Origin of the sequence: Stutzerimonas xanthomarina DSM 18231, from assembly GCF_900129835.1 — a bacterium.
GTDB classification, from domain to species: domain Bacteria; phylum Pseudomonadota; class Gammaproteobacteria; order Pseudomonadales; family Pseudomonadaceae; genus Stutzerimonas; species Stutzerimonas xanthomarina.
The window spans coordinates 134,185-157,271 of the sequence record NZ_FQXA01000002.1; the positions used below are offsets into that span (position 1 = coordinate 134,185).

Genomic DNA, 23,087 nt, shown 5'->3' on the forward strand with positions numbered 1-23,087 from the left:
TTCCGTTGTATTGGCTCAGCCAGGCTACTCGTCAAGGTGAGCGCTGCCTCGCGGCGTAGCGCCGTGATGGCTTGAATACAGGCGTGACAGCGGCGCGGCGGACACGCCATGAATCATGATCGAAGCGAAGATCAAAGCACTGGCTGCATGCCAATAGAGCGGATCGTGCAGATGACTATGGGCGAGCGCGGCGTAGTAGATCGCGGCGATACCCAGTGGGCCGAACCAACCGAGGTAGAGCGAGTCCCGCAAATTGAGCGCGTTACGCCACGTGGCGGAAAGCGACATCACCGCCGGCGGCCTGCGCAACAGCAGGACCAGCAATGCGAATGCCAGCAGGGGCCACCCCAGCGCAGCCCACTCGTGCAAGGGCAGGGCGATGCCGAAAATCACGAACATCGGCAGCGTGAAAAGCTTCGCCACGGCCTCCTGAATGTTCTCTTCCTCCTGTTTTTCGTGCTTCTCGCTGAAGAGATTGAACGCCAGCCCTCCTGCGAATACCGCCAGCACGCCATCCATCTGCAGCAGCTTGGCGAGGCCCAGTGTCAGTAGCGAGAAAGCCACGGTGTAACCCAGCAGTGAGGAATTGGCGACCAGCTTCTTGTGCTCTGCAAAAGCCAGCAGTTTGGCCGCTGCAAAACCCACTACTGCGCCAACGAGTGCAGCGCCACCGATTCCGATCAGTACCGACTCAAGAAGCCAGCGCGACCACGCCTGGTCGGACGTATGGCTGAGCATGAGAATCGGCAGCATGACGAAGGCGTAGGCCAGGCCGTCGTTGGCGCCTGACTCCGCCGAAAGCGTGTCGCGCAGGCGCAAGGGGAGATGCTTTTTGGCGAACTCGCCGGTCACGATCGAACTGGCGACAACCGGGTCGGTGGGCGTGATCACCGCACCCAGCAGCAGGGCGGCCCATAAAGACAAGCCCAGCAGCCAGCCGGCCAACAGCGATGACACCAGCCACATGCCGAGCATGACGAAGGTCAGCAGGAGCATGATGGGCTTGCGCATGGCCTTGAGCGCCGCAGGTTGCAGGCGCAGCGCAACGCCCATCAATCCGATCGCTAGCGTCAACCGCGCCGCCTGCTCGAGAATGCTGAATGTGTCGCCCCAGCGCGCAAGATCCAGCCAACTCAACCCGTAGGGCCCGACGGCAGCACCCACCAGCACGGCCAGCGCCGGTTCGGATACAGGACTGCGCTTGATCAGCGCCGACAGCAGGGCAATACAGACGGCAACGCCGCCCATGATGGCAAGTGCAATGTTCAGCTGGGTCATGACGGCTCCGTTTCCGCGATACCTCCATTGCGAGCGGTGCCGCTAACAAAACGTTCCCCTAGTTGCCGGCGCGTTTCATGCAGGCCAGATGGCGGTCATTGACTCGATTGGCAAACCAGGCAGTCGTCAGGTTACGCGTGATCTTCGGACTCTCCAGGCGAATGCCGGGTAGTACGGCGCGGGGAAGGGGCTTTCCGGCGCGCTTCTCGGCCAGCGTGAACACCCGTTCATACAAGCTGGTTTTCTCGAATCCGTGCGTGTCGCCGCGTTCCAGGGCGTTGCGAATCGCCGTCTCGCTCATGTCGAGCTTGCCCGCCAGCGAGCGAACCGCACGCTCGGTCTGGCCGGCTTTGCTGCTGCCATGAATGATCAGATCGCCATCGAGGGTCAGCTTGATACCACTGGCACGGCTGACCGCAGCCTGAAACGCGGCGTTGCGGCTGGCATACCAGCCGGCGTTGAAGTCTGCGAAGCGGTACAGCGGTTGGGTGTAACTGGCCGGGTAGTCCAGCAGATGTGCGATGCCGAAGTACATACCGCCGCGGCGCGTGAACACTTCGTCCCGAATAGAGCCTTCGCGACGATAGGGATAGTCGCGTGCGCGGTCCTCTGCGAAGGCGATGCTGACTTGCATCGGGCCGCCGGTCTTGACCGGGTTCAGTGTGCCGAACAGCTGTTTGCCGAGCGGCATGATGCCGAGGAAATCGTCGAAGATCGCGCTTAGCTGTTCTTCGGTGCGCACCGCCGCAAGGCGCTGGCTGTACGTCTTGCCGTTGGGTGACTGAACGTCCAGAGCCGCGTCGACAATGAAGCGGGGAACATGCAATCGGGACGCGCGGCGATAGATCTCCTCGCGGGCGATTTTGGCCAGGCCTGGGACCGGTGGCGTCGCCTGGAACGTGGATTCCTGCACCGTGACGGCCAGGACAGCGCATAGGTTTTCATTGGTCGGCGGGATCGCCAACGCATCGAAGGCAGCGTAGATGTCGGTGGCCCAGCCCTGGCGATTCGGAATGTTGCTGGGAATCAGCCGGACGATCTTGGCCCGCACTTCGTCTGGCCGAGGCGCCGGTACCTCAGGTTTTTGCGTTCCGCAGCCGGCCAGACCAAGCAGCATGGCGCCAGTGAGCGCAGCGGCGAGCCGGCGCGTAACCCAGCTGGAGAGGGTCGTCGTTGGTACGAGCGCCTCGACAATCGAAGCCGGGCGTTTGGAAAGCTGAAGAATCATGCGGTCCCATCTGAATAAGTTGTTCAGGTTCCGACAGTAAAACAGACGCAGCCGTTCTTCGGACTTCGAGGTGCTGATGCGAGCGCTGGTGAACTTGCATGGCCTAAGCTGTCCGAAACCTGACGAGCCACCTGGATGTTCCGGTGGCACCAACTTCGACGAGCACCTGACTTCATGAGCGAATCGCACTTCGACGTTCGGCGACTCGAACGCTACGACAGCACCACCCGCGAATACATGCTGGCCATCATCACTGACGAGGACCACGCGTCCCAGGTTGAACTGGATTGCGGCCAGATCGCCTGGCAGTCGACCTTGCGCCATGATCGGCTGCACCGTGACATCGACCCGCAAACGGGCAAGCCACACTTCCGGTTTGAGGATATTCCTGAGCACGACGGCGGCGAGTTTCAGTTGGTCAGCCTGATTGCAGAGGGCGGGCGCGGCGCCGAGTTTTCCGAGCTGGTCATGTTCGGCAAGCGCCTAGTGACCTTCGACGACCGCACCGGGTTAGTCTGTGAAATCCGCGACCAGAGTCAGCTGGTGCCGCGAAACATCCTCATGACCGGCAGCGGCGACGAGGTTTTCAAGGGCTTCAAAGCGGAGTGGGCAACGCTTTACAACGACCGATTGGTGGTGGGCAGCCATGGCAAGAAGGCACCGAGGAATGGGTGAAGCTGCTCGATCGACATTACACCGTGCGAAGTGTGGACTGGGCGGATCGCTATCAACGCATCCGCGACGCGCTCAATGTCGGGCCGGACGGCTATGTGATCCACGAGGCGGCCGAGTGGCACCCGTATCGCCGTGAATGGCTTTTCTTTCCGCGCAAGATCTCGACCGAGCCATTCGACGAGGCGGTTGACGAGCGCGAGCGTGGCGCCAATACCTTGATTATTGCCAGCGAAGACTTCAGTCAGATCCGAACCCTTGAGGTCGGTCAGCGCATCCCCGAGCGGGGCATCTCATCGTTCAAGATCCTGCCGGGCCATCCCAACGAATGCGTTGGCCTGAAAAGCGTCGAGATCGGTGATCGGACCGAGAGCTACCTGTTCTGCTTCAACCTCGACGGTGAGGTGCTGCAGGACGATATCTTCATCGGTGACTACAAGTGCGAGGGTCTGGAAATTCTCTGATGGTTCGTCCGTGTCGTGACGGCGTAACCATGCTGTTTTGCGCTACGCTGATGGTCCCTGGCCGCCGTTACAGATTCGACCATGCATCAGCAAGTCCTCGCCCAGTCTCGTTCAGCTTCGGCGTCCAGTTTCTGGCGCGATGAGGCGCTGCCGTTCATCGAGTCGCGCACTGTAGAAGATGGCCGCCGCGTCTGTTATGCGCGGCACAGCCACGAAACCTTCTCCATCGGCTTGATCGACAGCGGCGCCAGTACCTACATTAACGGCGAATATCAATGCCGCGTCGAAGCCGGCACCCTGGTGCTGATGAACCCCGGCGATGTGCATGCCTGCAACCCAATTCAGACCCAGCCATGGGCGTATCGCATGCTGTATGTCGATACTGGTTGGCTGAGCGAGCTGCAAGATGACCTGGGCATGGGAGGTGCGGGCTTTCGCTGCTTCGCCCCAATAATGACCCGCGATCCGCTGCTGCAGGCGGGCTTTCACCGCTTTCACACGGTGCTCATCGACGACAACGCCGACTTGCTGCAAAAGGGGGCCGCCGCCGTATCGTTCTTCTCTTTGCTACACGAGCGATTGGGGCTCGAAGCCAACGCCCCGGTGAGCGACTTGAAACTGCAGCGCGCCGCTGAATACATCGCGGACCATTATCAGCGCTCCCTCAAGCTGGACGAGATCAGCGCTATGGCAGGCGTCTCACCGTCGAGCCTCATTCGCGCGTTTAAAAAGCAGTTCGGCATGACCCCACATGCTTATCTGACCAATCGACGCGTGCAGTTCGCGCGCGCCGAGCTGCGGCGTGGCCGGCCTATTGCAGATGTGGCGCTGGATGCGGGTTTCGCCGACCAGGCGCACCTGCAGCGCGCCTTCAAGCAACTGCTGGCTGCCACGCCCGGGCACTATCGAACAGGAAGCCGAAACGTGCGCCACGACACCCGTCAGGTCAGCAGCAAATAAACCGCGCTAGCGATCAGCAGCGCTGCCATCAACCGATTGAACAGCCGTACCCGTGCGGGCTTGTCGAGATGTTGCCGCAGAAAGGTGCCCGCATACGCCCAGCATGCCAGTGAGGCGTAGCAGATCACGAAGTAGATCGCTGCGAAGCGCCAGACTGAGGGAGCGTCGCCCGCGGCAGCGAACAAGCCCATGCCCGCTACCGAGGCCAGCCAGGCTTTGGGATTGAGCCACTGCATCGCTGCGCCATACAGCAGCGTCGGCCGCATCGCAGGCTTGTCTGCATTCAGGCGACCGTTGTCTGCGGCCAGCCGAAACGCCATGTACAGCAGAAATGCCACGCCGGCCAGCTTGATCGATTCGGTCAGCCAGGGCCAATGATCGAGAAGTTCGTTCAGGCCCAGCCCGATCAGCAACAGTAGCAGCGTGAAGCCAATGGTTGCGCCGCTGACGTGACGCATGGCTGGCCGCAAACCGAACTGCGCGCCAGCGCTGAGCGCGACGATATTGACCGGGCCCGGCGATATGGAAGAGGCCAGCGCGAAGGCGGCCATGGACAACAAAAGACTCATCGAAAGCTCCTGAAAGTACGCATGAACATCAGCGCGACGATAGGAGCGGGAACTGCCCCGGTATTGAAGAAAATGCGCGCTATGCGGCTTACCAACGCAACAGCCGTGGGCCGAGGAGGGCGCCGATGGCGGTGGGGATGAGCATGCCGAGCACATACCAAACGGCCCAGAAAGTGACACTCATCTCAGGACAATGCAGGCTGTAGGTTAGGGTTGCCATCGAACCGGCCAACAACCCCTCGGCTGCGTCGGCAAGACGCAGCCGGGTCGGCGCTAAGCCACGGATAGCTCAGAACACGGTGTTCTGGCAGCCGCTGAGCCTTGGCGGCTGTGCCTTTGTCGATGCCTGCGCGGCTGGCCGAGCCGTAGCCGACGCATCGGCACTGACGCTCCAAGCCCAGTCCGCGCTGCCGCTGTTGTCGCCTTATCTTGCAGCGCATCTGGTCACCTACGCCGAGCATCTGTTCCCACTGCTGCTGGTGCTCGGCCTGTTGGCGCGGCTATCGGCCTTGGCCTTGCTGGGCATGACGCTGGTGATCCAGCTCTTCGTCTACCCCGATGCCTGGCCTACGCACCTGACCTGGATCGGCCGGATGCTGGTCGTAATCGGCCGTGGCACTGGGCGTTGGTCGGCTGACCGGATGTTGGGCAATCGCTGAGGCGGCATGGTTGAGCGGCCGCTGTACCGCCGCAGGCTAAACTCAGCGCACCGTTTGCAGTCCAAGGCGCTGTCTCCAAACCGGAGTCGTCGCGCCGTTCTGCGCATTCACAACGGGAGATTCGATGGCCTCTATCGACTTGTTGATCAGCGACTGCGACGGGGTGATCGTCGACAGTGAAATCATCAGCCACCGCGTCCTGTTCGAGGCCCTGAGCCTGCATGTACCCGCTGAGCAGCTGCATGCCGCGCTGGAAGGCACCTTCGGTCTGACCGTTCCGAGCATCATCGATCTGATCGAAAAACGCTTCGACCTGACCATGCCGGAGACTTTCGATGCCGATCTACGCCGACAGAGTGAGAAGGTCGTGGCGGAAGAAGTCCAGGCGATCCCGGGCGTGCGCGAAGCGCTGTTGGCGATCAAGCTGCCGCTGGCGGTGGCATCCAATAGCCGTTTGCACAACGTTCAAGCATCGCTGCAGCGTGCCGGCCTGACCGAACGGGTGGCCGGCAATATCTTCTGCGCCGAGATGGTCCGCTCACCGAAACCGGCGCCCGACGTCTACTTGCTGGCCGCCGAGCGTATGGGGATCGCGCCGGGTCATTGTCTGGTCGTTGAAGACAGCCCGACTGGCGTGTTGGCGGCGCGTACCGCGGGCATGCAGGTGATCGGCTTTACTGGCGCCAGCCACATCCCGGCTGGGCATGACCAGGCATTGCGGGAGCTGGGTGTGGCCGCGGTGATCAATAACATGCGGGACCTGCCAGCTACGGTGGCCAACCTGGCGGCCGACTAGCAGCGGCGGCGGTTAGGGCGAAACCAGCTAACTTACGCAACGGTCCGCCAGCGCGCTTGTCTGTATTGAAACGGACGGAGTGCGAGCAACACATGATCGAGCGTTGGAAGTGGTTCCTCATCCGCATCAGTAAGCGACCCTGGTTCCGGGCCAGCCTGTATTCGGTGTTGGGGATTGCTACCGCGCTGGTGGCGCTGGTCGCGGCACCATACATACCGGAAGACGTGCCGGCCAAGATCGGTTCCGATGCGGTCGACAACATTCTTGGTGTGCTGGCGTCCAGCATGCTTGCAGTCACCACCTTCTCCCTGAGCATCATGGTGGCGGCCTACGGCTCGGCGACCAACAATGTCACACCGCGCGCTATTTCCCTATTGGTCGAAGACACGACCACGCAGAACACCCTGTCGACCTTTGTCGGTTCGTTCATCTTCAGTCTGGTCGGCATCATCGCGCTAAGCACTGGCCTTTACGGTGACAACGGCCGCGTGGTGCTTTTCGCGGCGACGATCATCGTGGTCATCCTGGTGCTTTACGCGTTGTTGCGCTGGATCGATCAATTGTCCGGGCTGGGCCGCGTTGCTGAAACGACCGCCAGAGTCGAGAAGGCCGCTACGCGGGCGCTTTGCCAGCGAATGGAACAGCCATTTCTGGGCGGTCGTCCACTGGAGGTCGATCCCAAGGTACTGCCGGGTGCGCGGCCGTTATACGCCGACAAGATCGGTTTCGTGCAACACGTCGACATGCCTGCGCTGGGCGAGTTGACCAAGGCAGAAGACAATGCGGTCTACATCTGCGTATTGCCGGGGATTTTCGTAGAGCCGACGCAGCCGATCGCCTGGTCGGTAGGGATCGCTGAAGACTGTGACACCGCGCTGCGCAATGCCTTCGTCATTGGCGCGCAGCGAACCTTCGATCGAGACCCGCGCTACGGTGTTGTCGTCATGGCCGAAGTCGCTTCGCGGGCGCTGTCGCCTGCTATTAACGACCAGGGCACCGCAATCGATGTGATTGGACGGGGTGTGCGCGTCCTGTCGCATCTGTCCAGGCCGACGCCGCCGGAAAAGCCGAAGTTCGACCGCGTTTTCGCGCCAGGGCTGAGCGTAGCGGACATGCTCGACGATTTCTTTACGCCCATTGAACGTGATGGCGCGGGTGTCGTCGAGGTGGGCATTCGCTTGCAGCAGGCCTTGGCCTCGCTTGGGCGACTTGGCGATGCGGCGATGACGCTCGCAGCGAACCATCATGCCCAGTCTGCGCTCAAACGCGCAGAGGCAGGGCTGTCGTTGCCAGATGACTATCAACGGGTACGCCAGGCGGCACAGGAGACAGGATTGCTCGAGACCTCGCGCTAGCGAGTACCGGACATTGCGGTACCGGCGTGGGCCGTTGCTGTTGTAAAACCTTACTTTTCCTTTACGCCCGCTACACACCAAGCTGACTGTCTTAGGCGTAAAGTCCGGCTCAGGCTGACGGAACAGCCAGCTCCCTTGGGTGGGTTTGCCGCAAACGGGCTGTCAGCTTAGAGTCAGCCATTGTGTATGCGGCAACCCGCTGCTTTTTTTGTGACCAGGAATCGGCTGTGGCGCGAAACCGGTCGTTTTTAACCCCCATTTTTTCATCGTGGAGAGACCAGTCACTATGATTCTTCGTAGAAACTTCCTGGCTGCTGTGGCCGGCGTAGCGCTGTTTGGACAGACGCTCATGGCCCACGCTGAACTGCCGGATTTCACGCCTCTGGTGGAGGATGCATCGCCCGCGGTAGTGAACATAAGCACCAAGCAGAAGCAACCGATGCGCGGCAACGCGCAGGCGCAAATGCCTGATCTCGAAGGCATTCCTCCCATGTTTCGCGAGTTTTTCGAGCACGGGATGCCTCAACAACCCGAGCGTCGTCGTGAAGCTCAGTCCTTGGGTTCGGGGTTCATCATTTCCGAAGACGGTTACGTCCTGACCAACAATCACGTTGTAGCCGACGCTGACGAGATCATGGTGCGTCTGCCTGATCGCAGCGAGATGCAAGCCAAGCTGGTCGGTGCCGACCCGCGCAGCGACGTGGCCCTGCTGAAAATCGAAGGCGACGGCCTGCCGACGGTCAAGATCGGCAGCTCCGACGAGCTGAAGGCAGGCGAGTGGGTTGTCGCGATTGGCTCACCGTTCGGTTTCGACCACACGGTGACTGCAGGCGTGGTCAGCGCCAAAGGTCGCAGCCTGCCGAACGAAAGTTATGTGCCGTTCATCCAGACCGACGTAGCGATCAATCCGGGTAACTCCGGCGGGCCGCTGTTCAACCTGGAAGGCGAAGTGGTAGGTATCAACTCGCAGATCTTCACCCGCTCCGGTGGGTTCATGGGGTTGTCGTTCGCGATCCCGATCGACGTCGCCATGGACGTGGCCAACCAGCTGCGCGAAGACGGCAAGGTCAGCCGCGGATGGCTTGGCGTTGTCATTCAGGAAGTGAACAAGGATCTGGCAGAGTCGTTCGGCCTCGAGCGTCCCGCGGGTGCGCTGGTCGCACAGGTGATGGATGGCGGTCCGGCAGCCAAGGGCGGCCTGAAGGTCGGCGATGTGATCCTCAGCGTTAACGACAAGCCAATCGACATGTCCGGTGATCTGCCGCATCTGATTGGTGCGATGAAGCCGGACAGCAAGGCCAAGCTTGAAGTGGTGCGTGACGGCGAGCACAAGACGCTGAACATCGACATCGGCGCGCTACCGGAAGACGGCGACATCATGGCTTCGGTCGATGGTTCGGGCGGCAACTCCCAGAGCAACAATCGCCTCGGTGTTGCCGTAGCCGAACTGACCGATGCGCAGCGTCAGGCACTGGAGATCTCGGGTGGCGTAGTGATCCGCGATATCAGCCAGGGGCCTGCTGCGATGATTGGTCTGCGCCCGGGTGACGTCATCACCCACCTGAACAACGAAGCGATCGATTCGGTCCAGCAGTTCAGCCAAGTGGTCAAGGATTTGCCCAAGAACCGCTCCGTATCGATGCGGGTATTGCGTGAAGGCCGCGCCAGCTTCATCACCTTCAAGCTGCCCAAGTAAGCAGTCGTCACGTAACACCAAGAGGCCCGCCATGTGCGGGCCTTTTTGCGTTTCGAAAGCACCAAAAAGGGTTTGCAAGCCGGGCTCGGCGGCACTGGGCACGAACTCTCTGGCTTGGCGCCTGCTCCATATGGTTTGAACCATGCTCTGGAGGTTGCGATGAATTTCTCTCTGACGCTGGGATTGCTCTTGCTGCCGGCGGTCGCCTTGGCCGATCCGCTGGCACTGGAGCGAGAGCTGAACGAGCTGCGAGTCGAGGTGGAGGTCAGTGAGCTGGAGACCGATTCCGGCGCTGGAATCGAGTCCGGGCTGGTTCAGGTCATGATCACTAATAACGAGCGTTTCAAAGTGGCGTGTCAGCTCCATCCCGGAGAAACCGAGGCCGCACACCCGGCCTGGATAGCACGCCCATCACCATCATCGCTCCCGAGGGGCGTCGTGCGCTTACGATGAGTGGCGAGTATGGCGATTCAACTCTAAATGCGCTGCTGACCTGTATTCGGGACGAATGACGCCTGGCGATCTGGTACTGCCTGGCGAATCACGCTGTTTTTTAATCCTCCGGATTGCGGCAACCTTGCGGCTTGTGCCCGCGGTGGGTCGAGGGCGGGTTGTTGGCGAGTTGGGTGACCAGACGGCGCGGCCTGGCGATCAGCTCGCCGCCGTAGTTGGGGCAGCTCCTTCCTGAATCTTGATCATTAAACAGTCCTGCTTGGTTCTGCATGGCACTGCATCAGGGTGCAGATGGAACCTGTCTGGTACCCGGGTTTCCAAGTGAATGCGTGCCATCAACCGATCGCTTAAGCTAGCGCGCAGCGCACGACGCAGTACTCGTTTTGGCAGAAATATTTCGCGACTGATCCGTCCAGGCGTCAAAGGAAACGATAATTTGAATCACGCAGCGGGAAGCAACTCGGGACGGTCGGTACCGTTGCGTAGTCGCTTGTTGACCATTGCCCTGGCCGGGATTTTGCCGCTGGCCCTGGTGGCCGGGCTGGGCATGCTGTTGATCGTTTCTGAACAGACAGAGTTGGCCAAGCAGCGCAGCCTTGAAGCTACGCGCCTCGCCGCGACGGCCGTGGAGGTCGAGCTGAGCCGGTCGCTCAATGTGCTCCAGGCGTTGTCGCAGTCGCCGCTGCTGGATGAAGGTGATATCGATGAGTTCGCCGACATGGTTCGCCGCGTATTGCCCTCGGTACCCAGCTGGTATGCCTTGCTGGTGCTCAGTTCTGAAGGCGAGGTGCTAAAGCGGGTTTCGCTACAAAATCCTCCGGCTTCCAAAGCCATCGCAGAGCCACGCAGCTTCGCCGAGTTGATCCGAACAGGCAAACCGCAAGTTGGAAGCATGAGCAAGGGGCCCGGCGGAGCCTGGGGCGTCCCTCTTCGTGTGCCGGTATTCCAAGGCGACGCGGTTCATTACGTATTGACCGCCGTGCTCAAGCCGCAGGCCATTGCTGATGTGATCGCCAACCGAAGGCTACCAGCCGGCTGGGTCAACACCGTGCTGGACTCCAGCGGTTTGCGTATCGCGCGCTCTCTGCATCATCAACAGACGCTTGGGAATCCGGCTTCGCCCACGCTGGCGGCCATGCTGCAGGAGAATACCGACGAAGAAGGCGTTGGCCTGTCCACAACCATGGAAGGCACGTCGGCCTATACCTCTTTCGTGAGATTGCAACCGTCCGGTTGGGTGTTGGCGACCGGTGTGCCCACAGAGGTCGTCGAAGCCGGAGCGACGCGTGCCTATACGCTGTACGGTGGCGGGCTGCTGCTGTCGCTGGTGTTTGCGGTGGCCGCGGCCCTGTTCGCGACACGGCGGATCAACGTTCCGATGCGGCATTTGCGGCGGGCGGCTCAGGCTATCGGGCAGGGACAAACATTTCAGGCGCCTGAAAGCGAGATCGAAGAAATCCGCGAAGTCGGACGAGCGCTCGAACGTGCCGCTCAGGCGCGTCTGTCGAGTGAGGCCGAGCGTGACAACATGCTCTCGCAGCTGGAGCTGGCGCAGCAGGATCTGACCGAGCAGGTCAGCGATCTGAAGTTGGTCCAGGACCTGAGCAGCCGCCTGTTACAGATGCCTGCCCTGGACGACCAGTTGCAAGCGATCATCGACGCGCTGTGCACCTTGCACAGCGCTGCGCATGGCCTCCTGGCGCTCAGCGACGGAGGGTCCCCCTTGCGCGTTCATGCATCGAAAGGCTTTTCTGCTGCTTCGCTGGCGCTGATGGAAAACATGCAGCGGGACCTGGGGCCTTGTGGGATCGCGATGCAAAAAGGGGAGCGCGTGATCGTGACCGATACTGAAGCCGATCCCTGCTTCAGTGAGCTGGTCTCGGTCTCACGCAGTGAAGGGTTTCGCTCGGTTCACTGCACGCCGATTCGGCACAGTGACAGCAGCGTACTCGGCACGCTTACCGTACAGCTCAAAGAGCCTCGGACGCCTACGGAAAGAGAGATACGACTGGCTGATGTCTTGGCGGGCCTGGCCGCGGTGTTCATCGATCGGGCGCGGGCACAAACCAAGGCGGGCATGTTCGAGCAGCGCCTGCAGGTGGCATTGAATTCATCCACGGTACCTTTTGCAGTCCTGTCTCCCCACCGGAACGCGGCGGGCGAGGTGGTCGACTTCCGCTTTGATTTCATCAACCTTACCGGTGCGGCCAGCCTGCGCGGAACAGTCGCCGCGCTAACCGGGCGGCGGTTGCGCGAGGTGCTTGGTGATGCGGCCAATCCACAAACACTGCAAACCTTGTTGGAGGTGGCGCAGCTTCAGCAACCGCGCGATCTGGAGTTACGCAGTACTGCGTTTGATAGCGAGCGCTGGGTGCGGCTTATCGCGACGCCGTTCGATCAAAGCCTGGCGGTTTGGTTCGCTGACGTATCCCAAGCCAAGCTCCATGAACAGGAGATTCGCGAATCCGCGCGGCGAAAGGATGAATTCCTGGCGACCCTGGCCCATGAGTTACGCAACCCGCTGGCGCCGATTCGGTTGGCGGCTGGCATTTTCGGTTCTGCCGCGGCAAGCGATGCGCAGAAGCTCCGCAGCCAGCAAATCATCGAGCGGCAAGTGCGGCATATGGCGCTGCTGCTTGACGACCTATTCGACATCTCCCGTATCACGCTTGGCAAACTGGTCCTGCGCAAGGAACAACTGGATCTGCGAAACGTCATCGATGCGGCCATCGAGACTGCCCGAGAAAAGATCGAGGCGAAGCAGCATGAGCTGGTAGTGACACTGCCGGACACGCCGATCCAGCTGAACGCTGATCCGCTTCGTCTCGAGCAGATCCTGACCAACCTGCTCAATAACGCTGCGAAATTTACCCCTAACGGCGGTTGCATTCGCATCACTGCGACTCGGGACGGTGACACCGTCAACGTTTCGGTCATTGATAATGGTCTGGGTATCGCGCGAGGGAACCTCAAGTTGATCTTCGAGCGGTTTGCCCAAGTGCCCGTCGCCGAATCTCACATCAATTCCGGCCTAGGGATCGGTTTGGCACTGGCCAAAGGGCTGGCGAAGCTGCACGGAGCAGACCTTCGCGTGCGCAGCGCGGGGCTAGGTCACGGCGCGGAGTTCATCCTGACCCTTCCGGTCCTGCCGGCCAGTAACGTCGGCGCAAGCGCTGATGTCAGCGAAAGCGTCACTCTGAACAAACGGCTCGTGCTGGTTGCCGACGACAACCGCGACATTGCCGAAACCATGGCCGAAATCCTTCGGCTGGAGGGCCACGAGGTGCATCTGGCGTTTGACGGCATCGAAGCGTTCGAACGTTATCTGCAACTCAAACCGGAGGTGGTGGTGCTGGATATCGGCATGCCCGGTCAGCGCGGCGACGAAGTAGCGCGGACGATTCGAGCCCATCCCAGTGGGGCCGGTGTGCGTTTGATTGCCATCACCGGTTGGGGACAACCGAGTGATCGCGAACAGGCGCTGGCCGCAGGGTTCGATATCCATATGACCAAGCCGGTCGACCTGCGTCGGTTGATTGCGGTGGTAGGTGGTTGAGGTCAGACCAAAGTCGCGTAGGGGCTATCTTCTGTCCCGCATCTGCGGTAGAACGAGCATGCGACCAAAGCGCGCACCGATGTTGCATCGTCGTGGTGAGTGTCAGGACGCATTGAATGGCTGAGTCTAGCAGCAGCGTACCCGTAGCAACGGGTGCTGACTGAGGCCATTTTGTTGTGATAGGACTGCCATGAGCATGCGCTCATGGCCATGAAGTGATATCGGGAGAGACTGCAGCGGCTTGGTCGTGTGCAGCGCCGAAGGAGCAACCGCCCCGGAAACTCTCAGGCAAAAGGACCGTTATCACGTGTGAACTCTGAAGAGCCGCCGGGCCGTCGTCGCCCGTCGCACCGAAGGAGCAAGCGAGCAGCGCTCGTGAAACTCTCAGGTCCAGAACAGAGGGGGCGTCTGATCCGCATGTCGCGGACGGGCTCTGACCCTTTGACGTTCTGGAGCTGCACAGATGAAAAAGATCGCTGTCATTGGTGGCGGTATCACCGGCATCACAACCGCCTACGCGCTGGCCAAGCGTGGTTTCGACGTCACTCTTTTGGAAAAGCATCGCTATGCAGCGATGGAAACCTCCTTTGCCAATGGCGGCCAGCTGTCGGCTTCCAACGCCGAAGTCTGGAATCACTGGTCGACCATCCTCAAGGGCATCAAGTGGATGCTAAAGAGCGATGCGCCATTGCTGGTCAATCCCAAACCCAGCTGGCACAAGTTGTCCTGGTTTGCCGAGTTCATCGGATCCATCCCTCAATACCGCGACAACACCATCTCAACCGCTCGCATGGCGATTGCGGCGCGCGAGCACCTGTTCGCCTGGGCTGAGGAAGAGGGCATTGATTTCGATCTGAAAAAAGCCGGCATCTTGCACATCTACCGCGACAAGGCCGGTTTCGACCATGCTGGCAAAGTCTCGACATTGCTCGCGCAGGGCGGCTTGCCCCGCCGCAGCGTGACCCCCGACGAGATGCGCGCTATTGAACCGACCCTGGCCGGCCGGTATTACGGTGGTTACTACACCGAATGCGATTCGACCGGTGACATCCACAAGTTCACCCATGGGCTGGCCGAGGCTGCCATTCGCCGTGGCGTCGATTGCCGCTACGGGCAGGATGTTGTTCGGGTTGCAACCGATGGCAAGGGCGCCAGCGTGACGATCGCAGCGCCTGGCGGCGAGCAAACGCTGCAATTCGACGGCATCGTCATATGCGCCGGAACCGCCAGCCGCGCGTTGGCAGCACAACTTGGCGATCGGGTGAATATTTACCCCGTCAAAGGCTATTCGATCACGGTCAACCTTAACGACGAGACCAGTCGCGCCGCAGCGCCTACCGTCAGCCTGCTGGACGACGAAACCAAGCTGGTCACCAGTCGCCTGGGTGACAGCCGCCTACGAGTGGCCGGCACCGCCGAGTTCAACGGCTATAACCGCGACATCCGCGCCGATCGGATCCGTCCGCTGGTGGACTGGGTGGCTGAGTGCTTCCCGGGCGTCAGCACCCAAAGCGTGGTCCCCTGGGCCGGCCTGCGCCCGATGATGCCGAACATGATGCCCAAGGTTGGCCGCGGCAGCTCTCCATGCGTGTTCTACAACACCGGCCACGGCCACCTCGGTTGGACGCTCTGCGCCATAACAGCTGACATGCTGGGTGATGTGGTGGGCGAGTCGATGGGCCGCTCCTCGTCGACGGCCACCGTCAGCGGTCAGCCGGCCCACGCTTGAAATCCATGACGGCTGCCGCGTGGGCTGCAGCCGTCATCGGCTCGAGTTGCGTCTGTCTTGAGTGTGGCTGAGGTCGTGGCTCTATATGCCCGGCTGATGCTACGGCGACCTTCGGGTATAGACCCGGTGGCCTTCAGTCGTCACGGGTCAATACTTCCAACAGATCGATCTCGAATAGCAGGTTCGAGTTCGGCGTGATGTGTTCACCTACCTGCCGTTCGCCATAGGCGAGGTGGGCGGGGACGAAAAGCCGACGTTTGCCGCCGACTTTCATGCCCATCAATCCCTGGTCCCACCCCTTGATCACCCGGCCGGTGCCGATCACGCACTGGAACGGCTTGCCGCGATCATAGGACGAGTCGAACACGCGGCCGTCTTCGAGTTGGCCGTGGTACTGCGTGGTGATTAGGGCGCCTTTGACCACGGCCTTGCCGTCGCCAAGCTGGATGTCTTCGATCCGAAGTTCGTTGCTCATCGTGTCTCTCGTGATGTCTTGTTGTGTGCGTTGCTAGACCAGCACCTGGCGCGTGCTGGCAATAAGTTGATGCACCTGCTTTTCCACCTCTGGCGCGGTGGGCGTTTCCGGGCCGCGGCCGCGAGGGCAGGGCAGGCTGGCGGTGGTGCCGAACAGTCGACAGATCAACGGGCGCTGTTCATAGGCCTCGCAGCCGTTTGGGCCCAGGTGCACACAATTCCAGTGCGCCAGGGCGGCGTCGTGCTCAGCAACGCTTTTATGCGGTAAGCAGGCCATTTCTTCCGAAGAAGCGGTGACCGGACCACAGCAATCGTGACAGCCAGGTTCGCAGGCGAAACCCGGGATCTGGCGGCGGAGATGATCGATCTTGCGGTTGGTAGAGGTCATGCGCGGCTTTTTGGATCAGGGGGCCGGCATGGTACTCGTCTGAGCGATACATGCCTGCCCCTCCGCTTGCTTTTATCGGGCCTCGAGAACATCGTCCCAGTCGTGATGCTTCTTCACGTAGGCCGCGACGAACTCGCACACCGGCACGATGCGCTTGCCACTCTGACGGGCGTCATCGAGCGATTCACGGATCAACTTGCTGCCCATGCCTTGACCCTCCAGGCTTGGGTTGACCTCGGTATGGCTGAATACCCGGCGATCGCCTTCGTCTTCATAGCGGGCGACGCCTAGCGCCTCGCCGCCGACGTCGAGGACATAGCATTGCTGGGACTCGTCGTGTCGCACGACCGCGTTACCATCGTTCATGAAAATCATCTCCGGTTGGTCTGGCCGCGTCTGGGCGGCGGTGGCTGTTCGGGTGGTGAAGGCGCTAGAACTCGTCGACCAGGCGCTTGCCCAGCGAGGTGCCGTGTGCCAGCGCTTCGTCATAGCTGTTGAAGTACTGCGTCTGGTCAACGCGCACCGGGACGATGATTTCCTGATCCTTGACCACTTCGGCCCCTACGGCCCAGAGCGTCTCGCCAAAGGTTTCGTATTCGTACCCGGTGAGGTGCACGATCACGTCATGATCGCGGTAGACCAGCCGATGGCTGTGGGGAATCTGATGGTTGCTGCCGCTGGGTATATGGGCAGGGGTTTCGAAGTAGGGCTCTTCGGCGTCCGGTTTGACTGCCTTGGTCATCGCTGGGCCTCCCTTGGGTTGTGTAGCTTGGGCCCCTAGCCGGCGTGCATCGTTCCGTCGCGATGAGCGTGCGCGACAGGCGTGACATTGCCAGCCGGGTCTTGGTATGAGACTGAAGTAGTGCCGTACCGACCAGCAAGTCGCATGGCAGTGTGCTGAGCGGGGAATAGCATGGGTGCATAACAATACGTCTGGAGCATCCATGTCACGTCGCGCCAGCTTCTTTTCGCGGATGTTATTGCTATTGAGCATGCTGGCCAGCCCAACGCTGTTTGCGCAGGAGCTGGACGCGCAGATCCAGCAGCTGTTTCCCAAGGCTACGCGCATCGAGCCGAAGCAAGACAATCCGCCGGTGCACAGTGTCTATCAGTTGGACGAATTACTTGGCTATGCCTTCGAATCCACCGACTACTCGAACCTGCAGGGCTTTTCCGGCAAGCCGATCCGTCTGCTGATAGGCATGGAAGCTCAGGGCGTGCTGGCTGGAGTGAAGGTGCTTGAACATCACGAGCCGGTTTTCCTGCACGGGCTAGGCGAACAACCTTTGTTCGACTTCGTCGATCAGTACCAACAGAAATCGATCGGCATACCCATTGTGGTGGGCGGTTCACAGGGAGGGGCCAGCGAAAGTGAGTCGATAGTCCGAATCGACGGGGTGAGCAAGGCAACCGTGTCGGTGGTGATCCTCAACGAAACCGTGTTGCTCTCCGCCCTGAGCGTGGCCCGCAAGCTGCTTGAAGGGTTCGCCAGTGGTCCCTTGGCCACGGCCAAGCCTGACCTTTATGAACCGCTCGACTGGTCACAGCTGCTGCAACGCGACTACCTCCAGCACTGGACAATCAGCCGCGAAGAAGTCGAAGGTGGCTTGGGCCATTCGATCGAGGGATACCTGGGGATCGAGCCGGAGAGCGATACGCAGCCCTTCACCGACCTCTACTTCGCCTACCTGAACGCGCCAAGCATTGGTCGCAACCTGCTGGGTGACGCAGGCTTCGCCAGACTCAACGAGGAGTTGAAAGCCGACGAACAGGCGGTGCTGGTGCTTTCCTCGGGCATGTATCGCCATGTGCCGGACGACTTCGTGCCGGCCACATCGCCCAGCCGGCTGGTGCTGATGCAGAACGACCACGCCATCGATCTCTATGACATGAACTTCAACAACGGTGCGGTGATGGAACAGCTCGACGTGCCGCTCGATGAAGGCGAGGCGCAGATCTTCCGCATCAAGGCACATAGCGCCTTCAACCCTGCCGAGCCTGCTGGGTTGCGCCTGAACGTTAATTTGCAGCGCAACCATCTGGTGCAAAGCAGCACGCAGTTCACCCGAGACTTTCAGCTCGACCAGGCGTTGTTCAACATCGAAGAGGCACAGGCTGCAGTCGAGCCAACGCCCATCTGGTTGCGCATGTGGCAGGAGCGCATATGGCAGATCGGCGTGCTTGGCATGTCGCTGATCCTGTTGAGTGCGGTATTCATCTGGCAGCACCGCATCAGCCGGCACAGCCGTGGTTTCCATCTGCTGCGCGCCGGCTTTCTACTCTTCACCCTGGGGTTTATCGGCCTCTATGCCCAGGGACAGCTCTCGGTCGTGAATATCTTCACGCTGTTGCTGGCGCTGGGCGAAAACTTCGATATCCGTGTGTTCCTGATGGACCCGGTGATTTTCATCCTCTGGAGCTTCACTTTTGTCAGCCTGTTCCTGTGGGGCCGTGGCGTATTCTGCGGATGGCTCTGTCCATTTGGCGCGCTGCAGGAAATGCTCGGCTGGCTGGCCAAGCGCCTGCACATCCGCCAATGGAAAATCTCCGATCGCAGCCATCAGCGCTTGCAGTGGCTGAAATACCTGATCCTTATTGGACTGGTCTCGACTGCTTTCTATTCGCTGACGCTGGCCGAAAGGCTTGCCGAAGTGGAACCGTTCAAGACCAGCATCACACTGTTCTTCGTACGCTCCTGGCCGTTCGTGCTCTATGCGATGGTTCTGCTCGGGCTCGGTCTGTTCGTGCACAAGTTCTACTGCCGCTACATCTGTCCGCTCGGTGCGGGGTTGGCGATGCTCGGCAAGTTCCACCTGTTTTCCTGGCTCAAGCGTATCGACGCGTGCGGCCAACCCTGCCAGCACTGCAAGCATCAGTGCGAGATCGGTGCAATCAAGCGCGATGGACGTATCGACTATGACGAGTGCATCCAGTGTCTGGAGTGCATCGTCATCCTAAACAACGATGACCAGTGCGTGGCGACCATCAGTGCGCGCAAGCGAGCCGACAAGGCGGCTCGACAGGCGCAGAGCGAGCTGATCGCCAGTGATGCCATGGCGCCGCGTGTCCCGGCTAGCTGATCGCCGATTGCGGCTGACCGTTCGGTTCTGCAAATTCGCACAACGCCTCTGCGCAGCTGCGTATTGTTCTCTCGCCTCAGGCCGCTAGGATCGGGCGACTCGCCGTGTCGGCATCCCCGGCACGCTCCGATCTTCTCAGCAGAGAGAAACCCATGGCTGAACGTGAAATCGTCATTGTTGGTGCAGTGCGCACGCCGATTGGCTCCTTTGGTGGTGCGCTCAAGGACGTCGACCTGATCACCCTCGCGACCACTGCCTGTCGCGGTGCGCTGGAGCGCTCCGGCATGCCAGCGGACGCCGTTGGTCACGTGGTGATGGGTAATGTGATCCCCACCGAGCCACGGGACGGCTACCTGGCGCGGGTCGCTGCGGTGGACGCCGGTATCCCGTTGGAAACGCCTGCGTTCAACGTCAACCGACTGTGTGGCTCGGGCTTGCAGGCGGTGATTTCGGCGGCCCAGTCAATCCTGCTGGGTGACACCGATGTGGCCGTTGGTGGCGGTGCGGAAAGCATGAGCCGTGGCCCGTTCATCCTGCCGAACCTGCGCTGGGGCGCGCGCCTCGGTGACAGCCAAGCGATCGATTACATGAACACGCTGTTGCACGATCCCTGGGGCAAGTTCCACATGGGGGTCACCGCGGAAAATGTCGCCGAGCGCTATGGCATCAGCCGCGAACAGCAGGATTCGCTGGCACTGGAAAGCCAGCAGCGCGCCGTGCGTGCAATCGAAAGCGGCCGCTTTCGCGAACAGATCGTTCCGGTGGAAGTCGCGACCCGAAAAGGCAGCGTGCTGTTCGATACCGACGAGCACCCGCGCTCCGACCTGACGGCCGAGCGCCTTGCAGCGCTGAAGCCCATCTTCAAGAAAGACAACGGCAGCGTGACCGCCGGCAATGCCTCGGGGCTTAACGATGGTGCTGCGGCGCTGGTGTTGGCCGAGGCCGGGCGCGCACAGGCGCTTGGGCTCAAACCGATGGCGCGGCTGGTTGGCTATGCGCATGCCGGCGTTGACCCCGCGTACATGGGCATTGGCCCGGTGCCGGCGGTGCGCAAGGTGCTGGAGCGCACCGGGATCAGCCTCGACCAGATCGACGTGATCGAAGCCAACGAAGCCTTCGCCGCCCAGGCCTGCGCGGTGATGCAGGAGCTGGGCATGGACCCGGCGCGAGTCAATCCCAACGGCTCGGGCATTTCCCTCGGTCATCCGGTGGGCGCGACCGGTGCAATCATTACGGTCAAGGCGATCCACGAATTACAGCGGGTGCAAGGGCGCTATGCGATGGTGACCATGTGCATCGGTGGTGGGCAAGGGATCGCGGCGGTCTTCGAGCGCTGTTGAACTTCGGCGGTGCGGCCGCAGCTTGTCGTGCCGCGCAGATTCCATTGAAGATTTCCGCGCGGCCGCCGACAAGCTCTAGCGAGGTTACATCTCCGCACGAGACCGGCATTCCACAGGACCACCCATGAACAACGCATCCGCTACCGACGCCTTATCGCTTCTGCTGTTCACGCTGCGCAGCGGCAAGCAGATGGCGATCAACCTGTTGAAGGTCAGCGAAATCATTCCGACGCCGTCGCTGACGCGGCTGCCCGAATCGCATCCCCATGTCCGCGGCGTCGCTACGCTGCGGGGCCAGCCGTTGTCGGTGATCGACCTCAGCCTGGCGATTGGCATGGCGCCGTTGCAGGATCCCAAGGGCGGTTGTCTGATCGTCACCGAGATCAGCCGTTCCAAACAGGGCTTGCATGTTCAGGCGGTGGTTAAGATCGTGCATATCCAGACGTCGAAGATCCTGCCGCCGCCCTATGGCGCGCGCACCAACTCGTTCATTACCGGAACGGCGGAAGTGGATGGCGAACTGATCCAGATCCTCGACGTGGAAAAGGTCATCCACAACATCGCCCCCATTCCGGGTGAGGCCGACATCTCTCATCTGGATGACCAGGACGCGCAGTTGCTGACCGAAACCCGCGCGCTGATCGTTGATGACAGCCAGGTGGCCATTCACATGTCAGTATCGGCGCTGACCAAGATGGGCATCACTTGCCATGCGGTCCGCAGCGCCCGCGAAGCCTTCGAGAAACTCGACAGCCTCAAGGATAGCTACGAGGCGATCAACTGCGTGGTCTCGGATATCGAGATGCCTGAAATGGACGGGTATTCCTTCACCCAGGCACTGCGCAAACATCCGGATTACGCCTCCATTTACGTGCTGCTGCACACCTCGCTGGACAGCACCATCAGCACCGACAAGGCCAAAGCCGCCGGTGCCAATGACATCCTGACCAAGTTTTCACCGCCCGAAATGACCAAGTGCATGCTGCGCGCGGCCCGGGTGATTCACCTCGGCGAGGATGCGTCGGTCGCTTGAGCGATTGGAGCGTTCGGGGCGCGCCATCCTGTAAGAGCGAGTTTGCTCACGAATGCTTGAGCCTGGTGTAGCAGTTCTTTACGAGTAAGCTCGCTGCTACGGAAAGCTGCGCTGGTGAAAGACTGGAGCCTGCTCAGCTGCCGTACTTGCCGAAGCTCGCATCACGCGTGTTGACGTAGAGCGCATACAGCGAGTGGCTGCCCGCCATGAACAGGCGGTTGCCCTTGGCACCGCCGAAGCACAGATTGGCACAGCGTTCCGGCAACCGGATCTTGCCGATCGCCTTGCCCGCCGGGTTGAAAATCATCACACCATCTAGGTCGGCGGTCACCGCTTCCGGAGCGCCTGAGCTGCCCCAACCGCACCACAAGTTGCCGTCTTCATCGCACTTGATGCCATCCAGTGCGCCATACGCCGAGGCTTCGATGTGCTTGCGGCGTTCGCCCAACGTGCCATTTGCGTTGACCGGGTAGGCCCAGACCAACCGGTTCGGTTTGGCGCGACCTTCCACGACGTACAGCGTTTTCTGATCAGGGGAGAAGCACAGCCCGTTAGGCCCGGAAATCGAGTCGATCACGCGGGTCACGGCGCCGGTTTCACCGTCGATGCGGTAAACGGCGTCTGCCAGCTCAGTCTGGATCTTGTGGCCCTCGTAGTAATTGCCAGTCTGGAAAGGCGGGTCGGTAAACCAGATCGAGCCGTCGCCGCGAACTGCCAGGTCATTGGGTGAGTTGAAGCGTTTGCCCTCGAACTGGTCGGCCAGCACGGTGATGCTGCCGTCGGGCTCGGTGCGGGTCACACGACGGCCCAGGTCATTGGTGGTCGAACCTTCGCACGTCAGCAACCGGCCCTGAAGGTCGCGCGCAAGACCGTTGGAATGGTTGGAAGGCTGGCGGAAAACATCGAAGGAGCCGGTGATTTCGTCCCAACGCATGATGCGGTTTTCAGGAATATCGCTAACCAGAAGGTAGCGCCCGTCACCCACCCAGACAGGGCCCTCTGCCCAGCGCATGCCGGTGGCGAGGCGTTCGACGCTGGCGTTGAACAGCCGGTACTTGGCGAAACTTTCGTCGAGGATTTCGACCAGCTCATCCGGGTAACGCTGGGTCAGCGGCTCGGCGGAGGCAAGGCGGGAAAAGCCGAGGCTGCCCATCGACGCAACGCCAGCTGAGAACAGCAGCGAGCTTTTCAGAAATGAGCGTCTGGCGTTTTCTGGCTCGTCGCTGGCGAGTGGTGCGTTGAACTTGATCGTCATGAGGCGGTTCGTCCGTCGTTATTGTTGATGTAGTCATCGTACAACCATGGTGAGTATTGTCAGCGCCTGCGTCGTTGTCAAAGTGAAGTGGCGCTGGAATGG

Annotated in this window: 18 protein-coding genes, 3 pseudogenes and 2 riboswitches; of the genes and pseudogenes, 12 read left to right on the forward strand and 9 right to left on the reverse strand. The window is 60.9% G+C overall.

Features of this window, described 5'->3' with window-relative positions:
• Positions 1-24 precede the first annotated feature (24 nt).
• Both BUE09_RS05015 and BUE09_RS05020 read right to left on the reverse strand, forming a co-directional pair.
• The gene (locus BUE09_RS05015) at positions 25-1,278 is read right to left on the reverse strand and encodes a cation:proton antiporter domain-containing protein (RefSeq protein ID WP_073299614.1); all 1,254 of its coding nucleotides are present in this window, start codon (positions 1,276-1,278) and stop codon (positions 25-27) included.
• A gap of 58 nt (positions 1,279-1,336) precedes the next feature.
• On the reverse strand, positions 1,337-2,395 hold the full coding sequence (locus BUE09_RS05020) for a DUF1615 domain-containing protein (RefSeq protein ID WP_143164637.1): 1,059 nt from the start codon (positions 2,393-2,395) through the stop codon (positions 1,337-1,339).
• Between the two features lie 348 nt (positions 2,396-2,743).
• Between BUE09_RS05020 and BUE09_RS20570 the strand changes: the two are divergent.
• Both BUE09_RS20570 and BUE09_RS05030 read left to right on the forward strand, forming a co-directional pair.
• Positions 2,744-3,642, forward strand: a pseudogene (locus BUE09_RS20570) (hypothetical protein).
• Between the two features lie 81 nt (positions 3,643-3,723).
• Positions 3,724-4,602 carry an AraC family transcriptional regulator gene (locus BUE09_RS05030; RefSeq protein WP_073299615.1) on the forward strand — a complete coding sequence of 293 codons (879 nt, stop codon included), beginning with the start codon at positions 3,724-3,726 and terminating at the stop codon, positions 4,600-4,602.
• On the opposite strand, the gene BUE09_RS05035 is transcribed toward BUE09_RS05030, so the two are convergent.
• Together BUE09_RS05035 and BUE09_RS05040 are read right to left on the reverse strand one after the other, a co-directional pair.
• A complete protein-coding gene (locus BUE09_RS05035) occupies positions 4,584-5,171 on the reverse strand; it encodes a LysE family translocator (RefSeq protein ID WP_073299616.1) in 588 nt (195 codons plus the stop codon). The two genes, BUE09_RS05030 and BUE09_RS05035, sit on opposite strands and share 19 nt — an antisense overlap.
• A gap of 88 nt (positions 5,172-5,259) precedes the next feature.
• Positions 5,260-5,460 (reverse strand): annotated as a pseudogene (locus BUE09_RS05040) (NrsF family protein); the annotation flags it as partial.
• 103 nt (positions 5,461-5,563) lie between these two features.
• Here BUE09_RS05040 and BUE09_RS20575 point away from each other — a divergent pair.
• From BUE09_RS20575 to BUE09_RS05075, 7 genes and pseudogenes are all read left to right on the forward strand, one after another.
• A pseudogene (locus tag BUE09_RS20575) lies at positions 5,564-5,830 on the forward strand (DoxX family membrane protein); the annotation flags it as partial.
• 124 nt (positions 5,831-5,954) lie between these two features.
• Positions 5,955-6,626, forward strand: coding sequence for an HAD family hydrolase (locus BUE09_RS05050; protein WP_073299617.1), 672 nt, complete (start codon positions 5,955-5,957; stop codon positions 6,624-6,626).
• A gap of 92 nt (positions 6,627-6,718) precedes the next feature.
• Positions 6,719-7,981, forward strand: a complete 1,263-nt coding sequence (locus BUE09_RS05055) for a DUF2254 domain-containing protein (protein WP_073299618.1) — start codon at positions 6,719-6,721, stop codon at positions 7,979-7,981.
• A 286-nt stretch (positions 7,982-8,267) separates the two neighbouring features.
• Positions 8,268-9,677, forward strand: coding sequence for a DegQ family serine endoprotease (locus tag BUE09_RS05060; protein WP_073299619.1), 1,410 nt, complete (start codon positions 8,268-8,270; stop codon positions 9,675-9,677).
• 159 nt (positions 9,678-9,836) lie between these two features.
• Positions 9,837-10,130, forward strand: a complete 294-nt coding sequence (locus BUE09_RS05065) for a hypothetical protein (protein WP_143164623.1) — start codon at positions 9,837-9,839, stop codon at positions 10,128-10,130.
• Between the two features lie 436 nt (positions 10,131-10,566).
• Positions 10,567-13,686 (forward strand): ATP-binding protein, encoded by a 3,120-nt coding sequence (locus BUE09_RS05070; RefSeq protein ID WP_073299621.1) that lies wholly within the window; start codon positions 10,567-10,569, stop codon positions 13,684-13,686.
• A 212-nt stretch (positions 13,687-13,898) separates the two neighbouring features.
• Positions 13,899-13,996, forward strand: a riboswitch (glycine riboswitch).
• A gap of 4 nt (positions 13,997-14,000) precedes the next feature.
• A riboswitch (glycine riboswitch) is annotated at positions 14,001-14,087 on the forward strand.
• Between the two features lie 62 nt (positions 14,088-14,149).
• A complete protein-coding gene (locus BUE09_RS05075) occupies positions 14,150-15,415 on the forward strand; it encodes a D-amino acid dehydrogenase (RefSeq protein ID WP_073299622.1) in 1,266 nt (421 codons plus the stop codon).
• A gap of 133 nt (positions 15,416-15,548) precedes the next feature.
• Here the strand turns inward: BUE09_RS05075 and BUE09_RS05080 are convergent, their stop codons facing one another.
• The 4 genes from BUE09_RS05080 to BUE09_RS05095 form a co-directional block, all read right to left on the reverse strand.
• Complete coding sequence (locus BUE09_RS05080) at positions 15,549-15,890, reverse strand: FKBP-type peptidyl-prolyl cis-trans isomerase (protein WP_073299623.1); 342 nt, start codon at positions 15,888-15,890, stop codon at positions 15,549-15,551.
• Between the two features lie 33 nt (positions 15,891-15,923).
• Positions 15,924-16,277 (reverse strand): YkgJ family cysteine cluster protein, encoded by a 354-nt coding sequence (locus tag BUE09_RS05085; protein ID WP_073299624.1) that lies wholly within the window; start codon positions 16,275-16,277, stop codon positions 15,924-15,926.
• Between the two features lie 72 nt (positions 16,278-16,349).
• The gene (locus tag BUE09_RS05090) at positions 16,350-16,643 is read right to left on the reverse strand and encodes a GNAT family N-acetyltransferase (protein WP_073299625.1); all 294 of its coding nucleotides are present in this window, start codon (positions 16,641-16,643) and stop codon (positions 16,350-16,352) included.
• Positions 16,644-16,707: 64 nt separating this feature from the next.
• Positions 16,708-17,019, reverse strand: a complete 312-nt coding sequence (locus tag BUE09_RS05095; protein WP_073299626.1) for a hypothetical protein — start codon at positions 17,017-17,019, stop codon at positions 16,708-16,710.
• 202 nt (positions 17,020-17,221) lie between these two features.
• On the opposite strand from BUE09_RS05095, the gene BUE09_RS05100 reads away from it, so the two are divergent.
• The 3 genes from BUE09_RS05100 (at position 17,222) to BUE09_RS05110 (ending at position 21,730) form a co-directional block, all read left to right on the forward strand.
• Positions 17,222-19,357: a NosR/NirI family protein gene (locus tag BUE09_RS05100; RefSeq protein ID WP_073299627.1), complete on the forward strand. Its 2,136-nt coding sequence runs from the start codon at positions 17,222-17,224 to the stop codon at positions 19,355-19,357.
• Between the two features lie 152 nt (positions 19,358-19,509).
• The gene (locus tag BUE09_RS05105; protein WP_073299628.1) at positions 19,510-20,697 is read left to right on the forward strand and encodes an acetyl-CoA C-acyltransferase family protein; all 1,188 of its coding nucleotides are present in this window, start codon (positions 19,510-19,512) and stop codon (positions 20,695-20,697) included.
• A gap of 124 nt (positions 20,698-20,821) precedes the next feature.
• A complete protein-coding gene (locus BUE09_RS05110) occupies positions 20,822-21,730 on the forward strand; it encodes a chemotaxis protein CheV (RefSeq protein WP_073299629.1) in 909 nt (302 codons plus the stop codon).
• 133 nt (positions 21,731-21,863) lie between these two features.
• Here BUE09_RS05110 and BUE09_RS05115 read toward each other — a convergent pair whose 3' ends face one another.
• Positions 21,864-22,985, reverse strand: a complete 1,122-nt coding sequence (locus tag BUE09_RS05115; protein WP_073299630.1) for an SMP-30/gluconolactonase/LRE family protein — start codon at positions 22,983-22,985, stop codon at positions 21,864-21,866.
• Positions 22,986-23,087: the final 102 nt, after the last annotated feature.